The following is a 16985-nucleotide window of genomic DNA, read 5'->3' as shown; positions in this document are numbered from 1 at the left end:
TAATATGACACTCAATCTAAAATCTAAAATCTAAAATCTAAAATCGGATGACAAACCCCACCGAATATCGGCAAAGACGCGAACAATTAATGGCAAAAATTGGCAGCGGGACGGCGATATTTCGCAGCGCCCCCGCAGCCGTCATGCACAACGATGTAGAATATGCCTACCGACAAGATAGCGATTTTTTCTACTTAACCGGTTTCAATGAAGCGGCGGCGGTAGCAGTGCTCGCGCCGCACCACGAAGAACACAAATTTGTTTTGTTTGTGCAGCCAAAAGACTTGGAAAAAGAAACTTGGCACGGTTATCGCGCCGGAGTAGAAGGCGCTAAGGAATTGTACGGCGCGGATGAAGCTTTCCCCATCGCCGAACTTGCGGAAAAATTGCCGAAATATTTAGAAAAGGCCGATCGCATATACTATCACTTCGGGCGCGATCGTAGTTTCGACCAAACAGTCCTCAATCACTGGCAGCGCTTGATGGCAACCTATCCGAAACGCGGCACAGGCCCCACAGCAATCGAAGATTCCAACATCATTTTACACCCGATGCGGCTGGTGAAAAGCGAAACAGAATTAGCATTAATGCGAAAAGCCGCTAATATCTCAGTTGCAGCGCACAACCGCGCCCAAGAATTCGCTAAACCGGGCAGGTACGAATATGAAATTCAAGCTGAAATAGAACATACTTTTGGCTTAAATGGCTGCACTCCCGCTTACCCTTCAATTGTTGCATCCGGTTACAATTCCTGCGTCCTCCACTACATCGAAAACAACCGCCAAATGCAGGAAAACGATTTGCTGCTAATAGATGCCGGTTGTGCTTGCGGCTACTACAACGCCGATATTACTCGCACCTTTCCTGTTAGCGGCAAATTTACAGCCGAACAACAGATAATTTATGACTTAGTTTTGCAAGCACAATTGCAGGCAATTAGTCAAGTATATCCGGGAAATCCTTACAGCAAAATTCATGAAACAGCAGTGCGCGTTTTGGTGGAAGGTTTAATGGATTTAAAACTTTTGGTGGGGGACATTGAAGAGATAATTAAAGAAGAGAAATACAAGCCATTTTATATGCACCGCACCGGTCATTGGCTGGGATTGGACGTGCACGATGTCGGCGTTTATCAGTACGGCGAAAATCCGCAAGTTTTGCAGGCAGGACAAGTGCTGACGGTGGAACCGGGGATTTATATTTCTCCTTATATTAAACCGGTTGAAGGACAGCCGGAGGTTCCTGAAAAATGGCGCGGTATTGGTGTGAGAATTGAAGATGATGTTTTGGTGACATTGGAAAGTCATGAAGTCTTGACGGCGGGAGTTCCTAAGTGACATCCTCCTGCGCTAAATCGAAGATTATAGCGCAGGCTTCCAAAGAATCACTTCTTTGATTTCCTGGTTGCTAAGAATGCGAGATTTCGCCACTTGCCTAGACTGACTTTCATCAATCCCCGGTAGATCGGCTGCACAGGCGCTTTCGGTTCCCGTCTGCCCAACGGTACTAATGAGTTTAATTCCTCTGTTCCTTATGTTCTGACCTGCTGCTATATCTCTATCCGTTGTGTATCCACAGTGAGGACAGTTATGAACTCTAACACTCAGGTCTTTTTTAACTTCACCACCACATTCAGGACATTCTTGAGAAGTCCCTCTAGCGTCAACTTCACTAAAGAACTTTCCTCTCTTCCAACACACATACTTGACGATGGTTCTAAACTGACCAAATGCAGCGTCAAGCATATGTTTTCCAAGCATCCCTTTGGCACTGATGCGGTAATCCAAGTCTTCCATAAAGACCATATCGCCAGCATCACAAAGGGCATGAGCTTGTTTGTAGTGAAAGTCCGATCTTGTGTTGTCGATTTGGTGATGAAGTCGTGCAACTTTAATGCGTTGTTTCTCGTAATTCTTCGACCGCCTCTTCTTCCTCGAAAGCCTGCGTTGCAGCAATTTCAGCTTACCTTGCAAGCTTTTAAAGAACTTTGGCGGTTTTACAAGAACACCGTCGCTTGTTGTCAAAAACTTTTCCAGACCAATATCAACCCCGATGGGATGACCATGAGGTTTTGGGTCGGGAATACTAACATCGCACTGGAGAGAAATAGACGCATACCATTTGTCAGCTTTCCTCAATATCCTCACCTGCTTGACCGTAAACCCGTTCGGGATAGGTCGATGCAAGTTAATTGGAATTGCTCCTATCTTGGGCAATTTAACGTGCAGATTCGTTACTGGATTTTCCTTAAATTGAGGAAACAGCAAGGATTTGAACTGACCGTATTTTTTGAATCGAGGAAAGCCAAACCCTCTTTCCTGGAAATATTCCCAACCTTTATGCAGTTGTTTAATAGCTTGCTGAAGGACTTGGGAAGGAACTTCGCATAGTTTAGGAAATTCTTTCTTAGCCTTGGGCAAGTTATTGAGCTGGTAGATTTCGCCAGGAAACTTAACTTCAGGAGAGAGAATATACTCTTTTTCGAGAGAGCATTTATCTATCGCACACTTACGGCTATCGCACCAATCCTTTATCTCTCGAAGTGCATAGTTAAATGCCCCACGACAGATTTCCAGCCACTCAATGAGTGTTGGCTCTTGAATGGCGTCTGGATAGATTCGGTAACGGTGAGTAAGTGTAAGCATTCCTGTATTATAGGGTATTTACTGGACGACGATCAACCGCTAAATATTAATTACAGGGACATCGAGTCCCTGTAATTAACTTGGGGGAGTCCATGTATCCTCGCGCGGAATCAAAGATTATGGCGCGGGTCTTATAACTCCCCCAAACCCCCACGTAAGATAAAGGTAGAAGGCTTTCGGCAGAAGTCAAAAAAGATTCTGGCTAATTAAGTTGGCAGTGAAGGCTTGAGCTTTGTTAGTATTGGCTTGAAAAAGCTCAAGTCCGCAACTGCAAAACATAGAGCCATTATGTGTATTGATCCTACCAAGATCGATCGACCTCTGGAAACCAGCGAAGCATTAGTCGCAGAGCAAAAAGCAAAAATTCGGCAACTTGAAGAGGATTTGCAGCAGCAAAGAGAATTGTGCCAGAAATTAGAAGCACAACTCAAAGCAGTCGAGAATGCTGGCTTTTCGGGGTCCGTAACTGAATTTGATATCACTGAGGACGATCGCATTCAGCTAATCGCATCTCTGGAAAAAAGCCAGGAAATGTACCGAACTCTCATCAAACATTATCCCAATGGCTCGGTGTTTTTGTTCGATCGCGATTTGCGCTATACTCTGGTTGACGGTCAAGGTTTGGCAGCAGTTGGTTTGTCCAAAGAACAGTTGGAAGGCAAAACATTGTGGGAAGTATCGCCACCTGAAGATTGGCAATTTTTTGAGACTAAATATCGCGCGGCTTTGGCAGGAAAAGAGAATAGTTTTGAATATAAATACCGCGATCGCATTTATTCAACAACCATTGCTCCCGTCAAAAACGACCGGGAAGAAATTTTTGCAGGCATGGTCGTTACTCAAGATATCACCGAAAAAAAACAGGCAGAAATAGCGCTGCAAGAAATCAAAAATCAGTTAAAAATTAAATATCAAAAGCGCACTGAAGACTTGAAAACAGCCAACACTCAATTGCGGGAAGAAATTATCTATCGTTGGCAGGCCGAAGAAGCTCTGCGAGAAAGCCAGGAACAGCTAGAATTGTTTTTCTCTCAATCTTTAGATGGCTTTTTCTTTATGATGCTGGACGAACCAGTAAACTGGGACAATACCGTTGACAAAGAAAAAGTTTTGGAGTACGTCTTTGCTAACGGGCGGGTAACGAAGGCAAACGATGCTTTGATAGCTCAATACGGAGGTACTAGGGAAGAGTTTATTGGCCGGACGCTTTACTCTTTATTTTCGCACAACTTGACTGGTAGCAGAGAGATAATCAAGCAACTTTTTGATGCTGGCAGAATTCACATCGAAAATGAGAATCGCACGTTTGACGGAGTTCCAGTTTGGATAGAAGGCGACTATATTTGCATTTACGATTCCCACGGCAGAATTGTGGGCTATTTTGGCGTGCAGCGCGATATTAGCGATCGCAAAAAAGCAGAAGCAACCCTCAGAGATAGCGAAGAACGCTTTCGGGCAACCGTCGAACAAGCGGCAGTCGGTATTACCCACCCTGACGAAACAGGCCGCTATTTGCGAGTCAATCAAAAATTCTGCGAAATAGTCGGATATACTGCGAGCGAACTGCTGTCGCGAACTTGGATGGACGTTACTTACCCAGAAGATATAGATGCAGATTTAGGACAAAATAAGAAATTATTTGCCGGGGAAATTGACAGTTTTACAATGGAAAAACGCTTGCTGCACAAAGACGGCAGTGTAGTTTGGGTAAATATTACAGTATCGCTAATCAAAGAACCGCTGAGCGGGGCAATTTACAATGTAGTAGTGACAGAAGATATTAGCGATCGCAAAAAAACCGAAGCAGCACTGAAAGAAAGCGAAGAAAGGTTCCGACAGCTAGCAGAAAACATTGAAAGCGTGTTTTGGATGGTAAACGTTCAACCCCAGGAAATTATTTATATCAGTCCGGCTTACGAAAAGATTTGGGGCAGAAGCTGCGCTAATTTGTATGCTAACAGGCGCTTTTTTGCAGATTCCCTCCATCCAGAAGATCGCGAGCGGGTTATTGCTAATTTAACTAGACAAATTGAGTCGGAAGATGAGATAGAATATCGAATTGTCAGGCCTGACGGCAAAATCCGCTGGATTCGCGATCGGGCTTTTCCGATTAGAAATCAATCTGGTAAAGTTTACCGCATCGTGGGCATTGCAGTAGATATTACCGCAGGCAAACAGGCAGAAAAAACCATCCGCGAAAGTGAAGAACGCTTCCGCCAGTTAGCAGAAAATATCCAAGATTCCTTCTGGCTAATGTCTGCGGACTTCACCGATTTATTGTATCTGAGTCCAACTTACGAACAAATCTGGGGGCGCAGTCGCGAAGAATTGTATGCCGATCCATTAAAAATGATGGAGTGGGTGCATCCAGAAGATAAACTCCTGTTGGAAGAGGCAATGGGGCGAGTGTTGCAGGGCGAGTCCACCAATACCGAATATCGGATTTTTCTGCCAGACGGCACAATTCGCTGGGTGTGCGATCGAGCTTTTCCCATTTACGACGAATCGGGCAAAATTTACCGCATCGCGGGTATTGCCGAAGATATCAGCGATCGCAAATGTACCGAGGCCCGCATCCAAGCAGCACTCCGCGAAAAAGAAGTATTGATCAAAGAGATTCACCACCGAGTCAAAAATAATATGCAGGTAATTTCCAGCTTGCTGCAACTTCAAGCTCAATATATTGAAGACGAACCGACGCTAGCTTTATTTGAAGAAAGCCAGACCCGCATCCATTCAATGGCTCTAATTCACGAGCAACTGTATCAATCCGAACATCTCGATCGCATCGCCCTTCCCCCCTACGTCGAAAACTTAGTTGCTAATTTGTATCAATCTTTTGGTTGCGGCAACACTGCCATCCAATTCAATCTCAACCTTGACCCAATTTATTTAAATATAGAAACAGCCATTCCTTGCGGTTTAATTATAAACGAAGTAGTTTCTAATTCCCTAAAATATGCTTTTAGCAAAAGTGCGAAAGGTGAAATTAACATAGAATTTAATGAGTTAAGTTCTCAGGAACTCCAATTAATTATTCAAGATACTGGTAGCGGATTTCCGCCGGGTTTCGACGTAGAAAATGCGGAAACATTAGGATTGCGATTAGTGAGAATGTTGTCTAGCCAATTAGAGGCGAGTATTGCCATTGACAGTCAGTGTGGAACCTGCTACACTCTAATTTTTAAAGAGTTAAATTATCGGCGACGCATTTAAGGAAAAATGAACCAGATAAAAATTTTGGTTGTCGAAGACGAAGTTATTGTAGCGCAAGACATAGCAGGTCGATTAAAAAAACTGGGATATGCAGTAACAGCTACAGTTTCTTCAGGAGAAGAAGCAATTCAAAAAGCGATAGAAAACCCGCCCGATTTAGTGTTGATGGATATCGTGCTTAAAGGTGAGATAGACGGGGTAACAGCGGCAGAGAAAATCCGAACTAATATGAATGTGCCGACAGTATTTTTAACAGCTTATGCCGACGCTCAAACGCTGCAAAGAGCGAAACTTACAGATCCATTCGGTTATATTATCAAACCATTTCAACAAAATGATTTGCGGGTGGCGATCGAGATTGCCCTGCACAGACACGAAATCGAAACCAAGATGCGAGAATCTCTCAAAGCTGCAGAAGCAGTCAGAGAGTCGGTGGAAGAAAAATCGCACCGCCAAAACCATTATATTTCAATGGCCGCTCACGAATTGCGGAACCCGCTCAACGCGATTTTAATCTCTGCGGAACTTCTAGAGCTCGATCGAACTCGCAGCAGTGACGAATCCCAAGTGAGAACCCTGCGGCTGGTGCACTCAGCTACCCAAAAGATGAACCAGCTAATCGATGATATGCTGTTTATGGGTCGAGCAGAAGCAGGTCAACTCAAATGCAATCCATTACCGATAAATCTAGTCGAATATTGTCAAGACTTGCTCGCTCAATTGCAGTTAGGAAATGAAGCCAAGCACAAACTAACATTAATCCCATCAGATGTTACCAGTGCAATATTAGATCAACAATTGCTGCACGGCATTATTTCTAACTTAATCGTCAACGCCATGAAATATTCCCCCAACGGCGGGCAAGTCACCTTGGAATTGGAATACCGTCTAGCAGGCGAAGGAGACAAAGAAGCTATTTTTTGCTTATCTCCTCAGTGTTTGTTTGGCAATTCCCTATTTACCAATATTAACTCCCCCTTACTAATTCTGCGTATCCGAGACGAAGGTATCGGCATCCCAGAAACCGAAGTAGGGAAAATATTTGAAATGTTCTACCGATGCAAGAATACGGGAAAGATTAAAGGTAACGGTTTGGGATTAACAATTGTTAAAAAAGCTGTGGAATTGCAAGGAGGGGCGATCGCCTGCGAAAGCAAAATGGGCGTGGGTACAACCTTCACAGTCGCCCTTCCTTACGTTTCCCTTTCCTGTAAGACTCAACGATAAACAACTTAAATCCCACTACAAACACTAATCAAAGTGTTGCAAAATCCACTCCACAGCCACCGCTAAATTTGCTGCAATAAAATCCGGTTTAGTATGGTGCTGATACTCCCCGCTCAACACACTTTCTCCGTAACCAGTCTGCACCAAAATGCCAGTACAGCCGGCATTGTGAGCCATATCAACATCAGTCGCTTTATCCCCCACCATAAAACTATTTCGCAAATCTAAATCCTGTTCCCAAGCCGCCGCTACCAACATCCCTGTATTTGGTTTTCGCCAAGTCGAATACCGCGTAAATTCGGGGTTTGTTCCGCCTTCTGCTGCGCTTAAATAAGGACAGTAATAAAGAGCATCTAACTTGGCTCCTGCTTCATTTTCTAATAACTGACACAGGCGTTTGTGCAAAGCTTCTACATGGCTGACGGGATTATAACCCCTCGCTGGGCCGGATTGATTGGAAACCAAACAGCAAAATATTTGTTGGTCATTTAAACGGCGTACAGCTTGGGCTATTCCGGGGATTAAATGCAAATCTTCTACTTTGTGGATGTAGCCCACTTCGATATTGAGAACGCCATCTCTGTCAAGAAATACTGCTCGTTTCATTGTTGTATTGTTTTTGATATAATATAAAACTCGGTGGTATCGGAATTGATGTTACTTAAGCTTTTCGTCCCCTAGTCCTCCCGCCTACCCGCTAGTCCGCCAGGGAATGAATTCCCTGTCTCATAGCGAAAGTCCTCTAAAAGAGGACTGAATAATTTAAGTGTTTTTTCCGCATTAATTACACAATATTTCTACTGAAACCCTTGCCTAGCAAGGAGTCTTTATGTAATTAATTTTGTGTGGTTACTTATTAGTCCTCTTTTAGAGGACTTTAGCTTTGAGGCAGGGGTTTCAACCCCTGTCGGACTATCGGTGTAACGTTAAGTTGACTCCTATGGACACTGCCTTGTCCTCATCATGATTCTAAAATAGATTGTTTGCCTAGCCATTCCCGGAAACTATCATGATACAAACTATAGCAAATCTCTCCTCCCATTTCTTGTTTATTTAAGAACTCGATCCAATTGTCTAACACTTTTTCAATATCGTATTCATCCCGATCAATTATATTGGATATCGCACTTACAGACAAACCTGTTGGGGATTTTACCAAAACATTCAGCACAGACAAGTCGATCGCCGATAAGCCATCACCTGTCATCCGCAGCCAGTGGTTTTGATAATACGCTGCTAAACCGGGAGGAAGTTCAGAGAGAAGTGAGGACTCTCCCAGATTAGCATCGGGGTGTGAATTCTCGCCGATCGCCCTTAACATCTGACTCAGATACATGAAATTGTTTTCGCTGACTGTGGCGAGTTGTTGGCAGAATTCGGGTTGAGTTAAATCCGGTGCGGTTGATAGGTATTGCTGAATGTAGTTAAGGGCATCCTCCCGATTTTGGGCGGGATAATCTCTTAAATCGAGAGTTTGAGAGGGGGTTTCAATTAACAAACCGGATTTCTCTCTCAAAAACGGGCGGCGGGCGAGGATAAAATAAGTACGATCGCCCAAATATCTCGGCAGATAAAACAGATTTGAGCTGGGAGGCTGACTGGTGCGGGCGATCGCGTCTACAGAATCAATGACTATTATCAACTTTTGGCGATGACGTGCCGTCTCGCAAGCTACGGCTAATTTATCGCTAATTTGCTGAAGCAACAAAGACAGAAACCAACTCCCATCATGGGATTCGAGATTTTGAAGTTGAGATCTTAGCTTGACAATTTCCGATGTTTCCCCATTGGCGGCAAGGTATTTGTCAATCAGTTGAGTGCAGACAGAAGCGAGAAAATCTTCAGCTCGATTTTTGCCCTCAACTGCAGCGTTGTAATAGATACTGCGAGGATGGGCGGTGACATATTGGGCGAGGATGGAAGTTTTGCCGCAGCCGGGAGTGCCGACAATTGTGAAATAACCGCGGCTGTGGGAGGCTAGAAAGTCGGAAATAGCAGAAAAAACAAATTTGCGGCCTGTAAAATTCTCGGTTTTTTCTCGCAGGAGTTGCTGAAATTCCTTTGGGTAAGAATCGGTAGAGATGGGAGTTGAGAGAGGTGATGAATTCATGTTAGTTCCTCCATCCCTTCTAGCCGCAGGAAATATACTTGACCCGATCGATCGCCTGCTACAATTGTGACTCCATCCGGTGCAATGGCGCAACAGGCGATCGGGCTTTCACCTGTGAAACTAGCAATGACATTTCCAGTTGTTAAATCCCAGACTTTCAGGGTATTATCATGTGAACTAGAAATCGCCCGCTTCCCATCAGCAGTGACGGCTAGTGCATTTACCCAGTCGTTATGACCTTTGAGAGGAAATTCTGCCTTTCTAGTTGTTAAATCCCAGACTTTGATTGTTTTGTCAATTGAACCAGAAATCGCCCGATTGCCATCAGCAGTGACGGCTACTGCATTTACCAAACTGGTGTGACCATTGAGAGTACGCAGCAGTCCCCGGCCAGGGGGAGTTAAACAAGATGTCAAAGGACGCAACCAAGGTGCTGCTTTCCACTGCTTAGCTACCTCTGCCATTCCCTGAATTGCCGGAATGTTAAAGTGCAGCAAGCGCCCTAACAATTGCTCTGCGAGTTGCGTCTTATCTAGAGTCAAAATATCCACTGAAATCCACAGTACCGATTGAATCAAGTTCAGGGCTTTAACTTTTTCTGAGTTGTACTCTGGGTGAGTTAATGCTTCTGAATCGTCAACCAAATCGAAATCATCAATAAGTGCCTGCAGTCCAAAATCAGGATGCTGAATCTTTGCCATCATGAAGTTAAAATCAGTCAGCATTTGATAATACTTTTCTAAATTCCCTGACTTGACATAATTTGGCAGTAAGCTGCCCAGATAAGCACGTTGATAGAAAAGTGGTTTAGCCGCTAACTTGTCAGCAAATTCTCCCATCTCACGCCATCTCCTCTTCTAAATACTCAGCAATCCGTTGATTTACTTCCTTAAAAATTTTCCGCTTTGAATCCATCTCCCGTTTTGCTTTCAGAAAGTCAAGGAAACTAGCATGATAGATGGTGTAGCAGATTTCTCCTTCTACATTCTGCTTTTTCAAATACTCAACCCACTCATCTTCTAAAACCTGTTTCACATCGCATTCATCTACCTCGGCAATTCCAGCAATCATCTCGCAGGGAATCGGCGTGCCAATCTCTAGTAAAATATACAAGACAATCTCCATCAATTGCCCTGGCTTAGCGTCCATCCCCATCCGCACCCAATGGTTTTGATAATATTCTTGCAGCCCGTCTGGCAATTGCTTTAAATCCAAGTCATTGTAATCGCCCTTAGCAATTGCTGGTAAAACATACCGCAAATACATAAAATTATTTTCGCTTTTATTGGTCACTTGTTCAACAAAAATTGAATCGGCAATGTTGCGGGTTTGAATCCAGTTTTTCAGTCCATTTTGATAGTCAGAATCGGTATTTATAACAAAGCGAATATATTCTTTAATATCATCCTGATTAGAAGTAACATACTTGTTATCTCTTAAATCTAACTCTTTTACCCGAACTCCCGGAGATACGGACAGCCGCTTTTTTCCGAGGTTATATGGCCGCCTCGTCAGCAAAACGTAAACCTGCTCTGGCAGAGTTGTCGGTAAATGTAAAAGATTTTCTCCCGCTTCTTGTGCGACTTCATCCAGTGCATCAATCGCAATTACCAAACGTTCGCCCAAAGTAAGTTTTTCTGCCACGTTTGCCAGTAAAGTTGGTAAATCGGCGTCTTCAGAATTTGGCAATTGATAGCGGTCAATTAATTGCCGACGAATGCTCTTCAAAAACAATTCTGGTCTGTTGCGGCGTTCGACGAGAATATTGAAATAGCAGGGAGATTTATGTTCGGAGACGTATTTGGCAACGATCGAACTTTTGCCCATTCCCGCATCCCCGATGATTGTAAAATAACCGCAAGGATTTTCGGTGATAAATTGCTGAAAAGCCTTGAAAACAAATTGGCGGCCACAAAAGGTTTTAATTTTTTCTGCTATGAGTGATTCAAACTCTGGCGGCAGCGAATTTTCGGCATTCCAATTTTTGGTGTCAACAATATCTGTGGGTTCTATTCCTAATTTTTCAGCTATCTTGGTAACTTGCCATCTTTCTACGCCATTGGGGCAGTCTTTTGTACCGAGTAAGCGCTTAATCGTGTCGGTGGAAACTTTGGCGAGTTGGGCAAGTTTTTCTTGAGTAAAACCTTTTTCTTTAATTTGTTCTCGGAGATACTCTTATCCCTTTGCACTCGATTGAACTTTATCGGAGTCGCGCATAGTAATTTGTTAGCTATTGTTATTGGTTTTTCAGTTAATTCCATCATCCGACAGTCCGACAGGGAATGAATTCCCTGTCTCATAGCGAAAGTCCTCTTAAGAGGACTGAAAATTAGTATTTTAGTCGGTTTTAACCGACTTTTGCTATTAGCCAGGGAATTCATTCCCTGGCGGGTTTTGGGAGAGTCCGACAGTCCGACAGGGAATGAATTCCCTGTCTCATAGCGAAAGTCCTCTTAAGAGGACTAAAAATTAGTATTTTAGTCGGTTTTAACCGACTTTTGCTATTAGCCAGGGAATGAATTCCCTGGCCGATTTCGGGGGAAGGAAACAGCATGGGGGCTAGCGGGAGCGAGATTTCATGATTATTCATCCGTAACTCCGATCGCACTCACATTCTATATTTAAATACTTCTGTGTGTCTAGGGCAGATAGGTTTTAATCTCCTGCCCTATCTGCCCCAAAAATTAGGGCATATCGCAAATTAAAACTCGCCCTATCTGCCCTAGACTCTCGCTGTTTGCTTCGGTAGAGTAATTGTAGAAACAAAAACTTATCAGTATTTAGGAAAGGAAACAGTTATGAATTTTAACTTATTCGGCAACTCGCAACCTGATGAATATTATAGCGAAATTAAGAAAGAAATGCTGCGAGAATCGTTGCGGCAAGTTCGCCAAAGCTACAATCTTGCCTTTTTTGTCACCGCCGCATCGGCAATGGTTACTTTCGGATCGATCGCACTTCTATTTTGTGAGAAAATCTCAGAGGCTACTCTCACTGCTTCGGGCGGATTGTTGACAAGTTTGGGCAGCGTTGAGTTTGCCAAGCAAAAGAAGAAGGAAATGCAGCAGATGATGGATGATTTGGAAGACTAACATCGAGTTTTAGATCCCCCACTTCTTTCCTCGTCCCCCGGCTTGGCTCCTGTGAAGCGCACACAAGCAGCGAGGCAGAGCCTCTAGATATGGGTTCCCAGACAGAGCCTGGGAACCAGCTAACCAGCTAAAAGTCCTTACTACGAACTTTTGTTCTTAGCCGCCCCAAACCTTCTTCAAAACCTCTTGAGGAGAGATGTCTGCCATTTTGCCAGTAGGAGATTTAATGCCCAAAAATCGATCGCTCTTTGGCAACAATTTCGCCGGTTCAGTCGGGCCAAACAAAGCTATTGTATAAGTTTGAACCGCCACAGCTAAGTGCATCGGCGCACTGTCAGTACATATCATCAAATTAGCAGCAGCAATAGTGGCCGCCAACTTGCCGACATCATCCGGCGAGATAACTTTTACATTCGGACATAACTCGACTAACTTTTTCACGAACTCTGCATCTTCTGGGCCTTTCACAACAACAACGGGCAAATTCGGCTGCCGCTGCTGACAGTCTTCGATGATTTGCTTCCACTTGTCTGTAGGGTAAATTTTGTCAATACCTTTAGACAGAGCTAATTGACTGGAACCGCCGTGAATCAAAATGTATCCGCTTTCTTTTACGCCCAACCGCTGCTGTTCGGCTTCCGCCCACTGGATGTCCTGTTTAGGTACATTAATTGCGATCGCCGGACAAGGATTTGTAATGTTAAATCCTTGCAGCAAATCATGGTACATTGAAGCGGCGTACTGTTCAGTTTTCAGCGGTACAGCAGCAGTGAGAAATCGAGCGCCGTTAGTTCCCGAATAGCCAACTCTCTGCGGAATGCCTGTCAGCCACAGCAGCAACCCTACAGTCCACCGCTGGCCAAGGGAAATCACTGCTTCGTATTCGCGATCGCGAATTACGCCCAGTAAATTGCCCAAATCTGCCATAGCGTTGCGGTCTTTGAAATTGTACGTCAAGACTTCTTTGACGGATTTGCAGACTCGGTAAGCACCCTTTGCCCTCGGTTCCACGATGACATCAATTTGCGCGTCGGGATAAGACTGCTTGAGGTCATCAAGAGTGGGGAAAAATAAAATTTGGTCGCCAATCCCGCCAGGGACAAGTGCTAGTATTCGCATCATAAACGATCGGGCTATTATTGATCGAGGTAGCTCTCAGAGATCGGCTCTCAACTATCAGCTTATAGTATTTCTAGACCTTAAAAGCTACTGGCTGACAGCTAAACAACTGACTCAAAAGTACAGGACGCTCTTATTATATATATCTAGTTGGGTTAAAAACGGTTAGTAAATGCACTTATTAATTCCTGCAGCGGGTTCGGGGCGACGGATGGGGAGTCAGCGGAACAAACTGCTGCTGACTTTGCTCTCTAAACCTTTGCTGAGTTGGACTTTGGCTGCGGCTGAAGCTTCGCAGCACATTAGCTGGATTGGCATCATGGGCCAGCCAGACGATTTTCCTGATTTTAAAGCCATTCTGAGCGATTTATCTTTGGTTAAGCCCGTGGAACTGATTCAAGGAGGCGCCACCAGGCAAGAGTCAGTTTACAACGGTTTGCAAGCTTTGCCGCCCAATGCCGATCGAGTGTTGATTCACGACGGCGCGAGGTGTTTGGCAACTGCTGAATTGTTCGATCGATCTGCAGAGGCCCTATTGACCTGTCCGGGCTTGATTGTCGCCATCCCGGTCAAGGATACGATTAAGGTCGTAGATGAGCGTAGGATCGTGCGAGACACCCCAGACAGAAGCAATTTGTGGGCAGCCCAGACTCCCCAAGGATTTGAAGTGAAATTGTTAAAGCAGTGTCACGAAGAAGGGCGACAAAAAGGTTGGGAAGTTACCGACGATGCGGCGTTGTTTGAAAAATGCGGTTTACCAGTGCAAATTGTGGAGGGAGAAGAGACGAATTTGAAAGTCACAACGCCCGTTGATTTAGCACTAGCTGAATTTATTTTGCGGCAGAGATACGGGGAATAGTTTTAAATTGTGTAATGGGGAATGCGACTCGGCTATGTTGTCGTCATTAGGAGAAAATCTGTAATGCAAGTGGAGGATGAAAGCAATGGAATATAGCGGTACATGGCGGATCGCAGAGATGGCAATGTGGGATAGTGATTACTTGGACATGGAAGTGGAAGCCTATATCGAGATTGAACCTACAGGTTCGGGAGAATTTCAATTCGGTTTAGTATCAGGTGAAATTGACGGCGAAGTCGTAAAAGATGGAAAGGATCAGCGATTTGAGTTTACATGGGACGGTAATGACGAGAACGATCCTGCATCTGGTAGCGGTTGGCTAAAATTAAAGGATAAAAACTTGGTAGATGGTCGAATCAAATTCCACCAAGGCGACAGTTCTAGTCTTGTAGCTAAGCGCATGAAATAAGAGACCTCTTGCAAAAATAGCTGGGACGGGCTCTCCGGCCCGTCCCACAAAAAGTTTTTTCTCTTGTGGGATGGGCCGGAGAGCCCGTCCGAAAATTTGATCGAAAGGACTTTTGCAAGAAGTCTAAGAAATCAGCGATCGTACTATTGTATGCCATTTTTTTTAACCGCAGATGAATGCAGATAAACGCAGATAAAATCCCATCCGCCTTCATCTGTTTTCATCTGCTGATATCTGCGGTAACAAAATCCCAATCTCACAAATAACCAATAACAACTGACTTAAGTTTCTCATGAAGGATTAATCGGAAACTCACCCTCACTATCAACCTCTGGAGCACTTTTAACTAAATCCAAAAACGCAAACACCGCCGGAATTAACAGCCCATCCCTCAAAACAGCCACCCCAATTACCCTTTCAAAATCAGCAGGTAAACTGCAAACTTTCACCGAAGGAGGTATCGGTTCCGCAGCCAAACGCGGCAGAATTGCTGTACCCAAACCTTGCATCACCATACTGACAATAGTTGAATCTTCGCTGAGTTCGTAAGCGATATTTAAGGGAAACCCCGAAGTTGTCAAATATTTTCGCAGCGGTACAGAACAAGCATTTTCTACCGGCTGCAAAATCAACGGATAAGCCGCTAATTCTTTCCAGGTAATCTTAGCACTTGACAATTTGGCAGTTGGCGGCAGCAATACAACATATTTATCCCGCAAAATTTCTCTAGTTTCAAATTCATCCGAGATGGGAAGAGAGACAAAACCGATGTCTGCTTTGCCCGATCGCAAAGCCTCTTCCACAGCTTGGGTATAATAAACTTCGGTAATGCTGACCGTAATTTTGGGAAAGCAACTGCGAAATTTAGCAATAATACCCGGTAGGATATGAGTTGCGACACTCCGAAAAGTAACTATCCGTACCTGGCCTCCCTGCAAACCTTTTTCCAAATCCGCTTCTTTGACCATCATTTCTAAGGCGCAGGCTATTTGACGCCCGTGACTCACTACCCTTTCCCCCACTGGCGTCAGTTGAGCACCGTGTCGCCCCCGGTGGAACAATTGCACTCCCAATTCTGTTTCTAAAGAGGCGATGGCGTGGCTGACGGCGGATTGGGACAGTTCCAATTGCAAAGCCGCCTCGCTAAAGTTTTCACAGTCTGCTACAGCTATCAAAGCTTGAATCTGAGAGAGTTTCATCCGCCGCGTATTGATTTCGTTCATAGCGTTTGTGCCAGTAGTACCCAAATTGTCACAAGGGCTTCGATATATCGATTTTATTCATACAACCTATGCAAGCAATGCTTTGATTGTCAATTGCCCCAGAGTTAAGGTTAATTTATCAGGTAACAGATAGACTTTTACAGGGCTTGCACGATAACCATATTGTGCTGTAATTGCGATGACGTTATTGCAGCTAAAAGCTATTTTTTGTAATTTTATTGGTGCAATGTTTGTAGGAGTTATCACTTTAAGGTGTTGGCTATGTCTACTTACAACAGTGGGATAAACCCCCGAATAATGATGTTTTTTTTGATAGCCGATCGAGCTAAACCATCCGAAAAACCTAAAGGGCTATCTCTCTTTCCAGCTATAAAAAAAATTGGGCAGTTTTTGCTCGACCTCATTTCTAGTGAGGACGAACTGAGAATTTGGCAGACGTGCGATCGCTATGGTAACACTTGGTGGCACGGTTGCGATCGGGCGACTGGTCGTTCTACCTGCGTGGCGACGGATGATGAAATGCGGGCTTGGATCGATCGGCGTTATTGCCAATAGTAGTGTGTGGGTTGCGTGGAAATGAAGTGAAATACAGTCCTCGATTACCAATTACAAATTAGCAATTACCAATTACCAAGTAGGAGATGCTATGCTTCAAATATCTTCCGAATGTGCAGCGCCAGATCGTATTATTCTGATGGAAAACGAGGTATACAGATTGCCTCAAACTCATCGAGAAATTCAAGTTTTGTCAGGAATTGCTTGGATCACGGTTGACCAACAGGACATCATCTTGCAAAGCCCTGAAAAAGCATCGCTTCCACCCAGCAAAAACTTTGCTGTCATATCCGCTCTCAACAATATGCCGCTGATTATGGCAGTCTGGCAAGACAAAAACCCAGTCATGGGATTTTAGATTTTAGATTTTAGATTTTGGATTGAAGAATTGGGAATGACTGATTGTGTATGGGTTTGAAGCACGGGTCTACAGTTGCCTTCTTTTTTGAAACTGGTATCAGAAGCTAGCGATTGAGAAAAAGTTTGGCAGGAACACCCCAAAAAGCTCTATCTTAATAGTTATCACTTAG

The 16985-nt window shown here is 44.2% G+C and carries 15 protein-coding genes; 8 read left to right on the top strand and 7 right to left on the bottom strand.

Going from position 1 to position 16985, the window contains the following annotated elements:
• The first annotated feature begins 47 nt into the window (after positions 1-47).
• Positions 48-1337, top strand: a complete 1290-nt coding sequence (locus QUB16_RS19860) for an aminopeptidase P N-terminal domain-containing protein (RefSeq protein ID WP_333318699.1) — start codon at positions 48-50, stop codon at positions 1335-1337.
• A gap of 24 nt (positions 1338-1361) precedes the next feature.
• Here the strand turns inward: QUB16_RS19860 and QUB16_RS19855 are convergent, their stop codons facing one another.
• Positions 1362-2645: a transposase gene (locus QUB16_RS19855; protein ID WP_333318697.1), complete on the bottom strand. Its 1284-nt coding sequence runs from the start codon at positions 2643-2645 to the stop codon at positions 1362-1364.
• Between the two features lie 288 nt (positions 2646-2933).
• Between QUB16_RS19855 and QUB16_RS19850 the strand changes: the two genes are divergently transcribed.
• Both QUB16_RS19850 and QUB16_RS19845 read left to right on the top strand, forming a co-directional pair.
• Positions 2934-5861, top strand: a complete 2928-nt coding sequence (locus tag QUB16_RS19850; protein ID WP_333318695.1) for a PAS domain S-box protein — start codon at positions 2934-2936, stop codon at positions 5859-5861.
• A gap of 6 nt (positions 5862-5867) precedes the next feature.
• Positions 5868-7088, top strand: a complete 1221-nt coding sequence (locus QUB16_RS19845; RefSeq protein WP_333318693.1) for an ATP-binding protein — start codon at positions 5868-5870, stop codon at positions 7086-7088.
• Positions 7089-7112: 24 nt separating this feature from the next.
• Here QUB16_RS19845 and QUB16_RS19840 read toward each other — a convergent pair whose 3' ends face one another.
• The 4 genes from QUB16_RS19840 to QUB16_RS19825 all read right to left on the bottom strand — a co-directional run bounded on the left by QUB16_RS19840 (position 7113) and on the right by QUB16_RS19825 (position 11355).
• Entirely contained in the window at positions 7113-7694 is a 582-nt protein-coding gene (locus tag QUB16_RS19840) for an HAD family hydrolase (protein WP_333318692.1), read from the bottom strand.
• Between the two features lie 355 nt (positions 7695-8049).
• Positions 8050-9198 (bottom strand): ATP-binding protein, encoded by a 1149-nt coding sequence (locus QUB16_RS19835; protein ID WP_333318690.1) that lies wholly within the window; start codon positions 9196-9198, stop codon positions 8050-8052.
• On the bottom strand, positions 9195-10037 hold the full coding sequence (locus tag QUB16_RS19830) for a WD40 repeat domain-containing protein (protein ID WP_333318689.1): 843 nt from the start codon (positions 10035-10037) through the stop codon (positions 9195-9197). Before QUB16_RS19830 ends, QUB16_RS19835 begins: the two co-directional genes overlap by 4 nt.
• Position 10038: 1 nt before the next feature.
• On the bottom strand, positions 10039-11355 hold the full coding sequence (locus QUB16_RS19825) for an AAA family ATPase (protein ID WP_445251142.1): 1317 nt from the start codon (positions 11353-11355) through the stop codon (positions 10039-10041).
• A gap of 641 nt (positions 11356-11996) precedes the next feature.
• On the opposite strand from QUB16_RS19825, the gene QUB16_RS19815 reads away from it, so the two are divergent.
• The gene (locus tag QUB16_RS19815) at positions 11997-12290 is read left to right on the top strand and encodes a TRADD-N-associated membrane domain-containing protein (protein WP_333318685.1); all 294 of its coding nucleotides are present in this window, start codon (positions 11997-11999) and stop codon (positions 12288-12290) included.
• A 156-nt stretch (positions 12291-12446) separates the two neighbouring features.
• Here QUB16_RS19815 and QUB16_RS19810 read toward each other — a convergent pair whose 3' ends face one another.
• Positions 12447-13409 (bottom strand): glycosyltransferase family 9 protein, encoded by a 963-nt coding sequence (locus tag QUB16_RS19810; RefSeq protein ID WP_333318720.1) that lies wholly within the window; start codon positions 13407-13409, stop codon positions 12447-12449.
• Between the two features lie 172 nt (positions 13410-13581).
• Between QUB16_RS19810 and ispD the strand changes: the two genes are divergently transcribed.
• Positions 13582-14268, top strand: a complete 687-nt coding sequence (gene ispD, locus QUB16_RS19805; RefSeq protein ID WP_333318683.1) for a 2-C-methyl-D-erythritol 4-phosphate cytidylyltransferase — start codon at positions 13582-13584, stop codon at positions 14266-14268.
• Between the two features lie 76 nt (positions 14269-14344).
• Entirely contained in the window at positions 14345-14677 is a 333-nt protein-coding gene (locus tag QUB16_RS19800; RefSeq protein WP_333318681.1) for a hypothetical protein, read from the top strand.
• Positions 14678-14967: 290 nt separating this feature from the next.
• Here QUB16_RS19800 and QUB16_RS19795 read toward each other — a convergent pair whose 3' ends face one another.
• A complete protein-coding gene (locus QUB16_RS19795) occupies positions 14968-15900 on the bottom strand; it encodes a LysR family transcriptional regulator (protein ID WP_333318680.1) in 933 nt (310 codons plus the stop codon).
• A gap of 297 nt (positions 15901-16197) precedes the next feature.
• Here QUB16_RS19795 and QUB16_RS19790 point away from each other — a divergent pair, with 297 nt between their 5' ends.
• Together QUB16_RS19790 and QUB16_RS19785 are read left to right on the top strand one after the other, a co-directional pair.
• Positions 16198-16455: a hypothetical protein gene (locus QUB16_RS19790; RefSeq protein ID WP_333318678.1), complete on the top strand. Its 258-nt coding sequence runs from the start codon at positions 16198-16200 to the stop codon at positions 16453-16455.
• Between the two features lie 91 nt (positions 16456-16546).
• A complete protein-coding gene (locus tag QUB16_RS19785) occupies positions 16547-16813 on the top strand; it encodes a hypothetical protein (protein WP_333102082.1) in 267 nt (88 codons plus the stop codon).
• Positions 16814-16985 lie beyond the last annotated feature (172 nt).

The organism is Microcoleus sp. D3_18a_C4, assembly GCF_036702415.1.
In the GTDB taxonomy this organism is placed as follows: domain Bacteria; phylum Cyanobacteriota; class Cyanobacteriia; order Cyanobacteriales; family Microcoleaceae; genus Microcoleus.
This window is presented reverse-complemented; position numbering and strand designations above follow the sequence as displayed.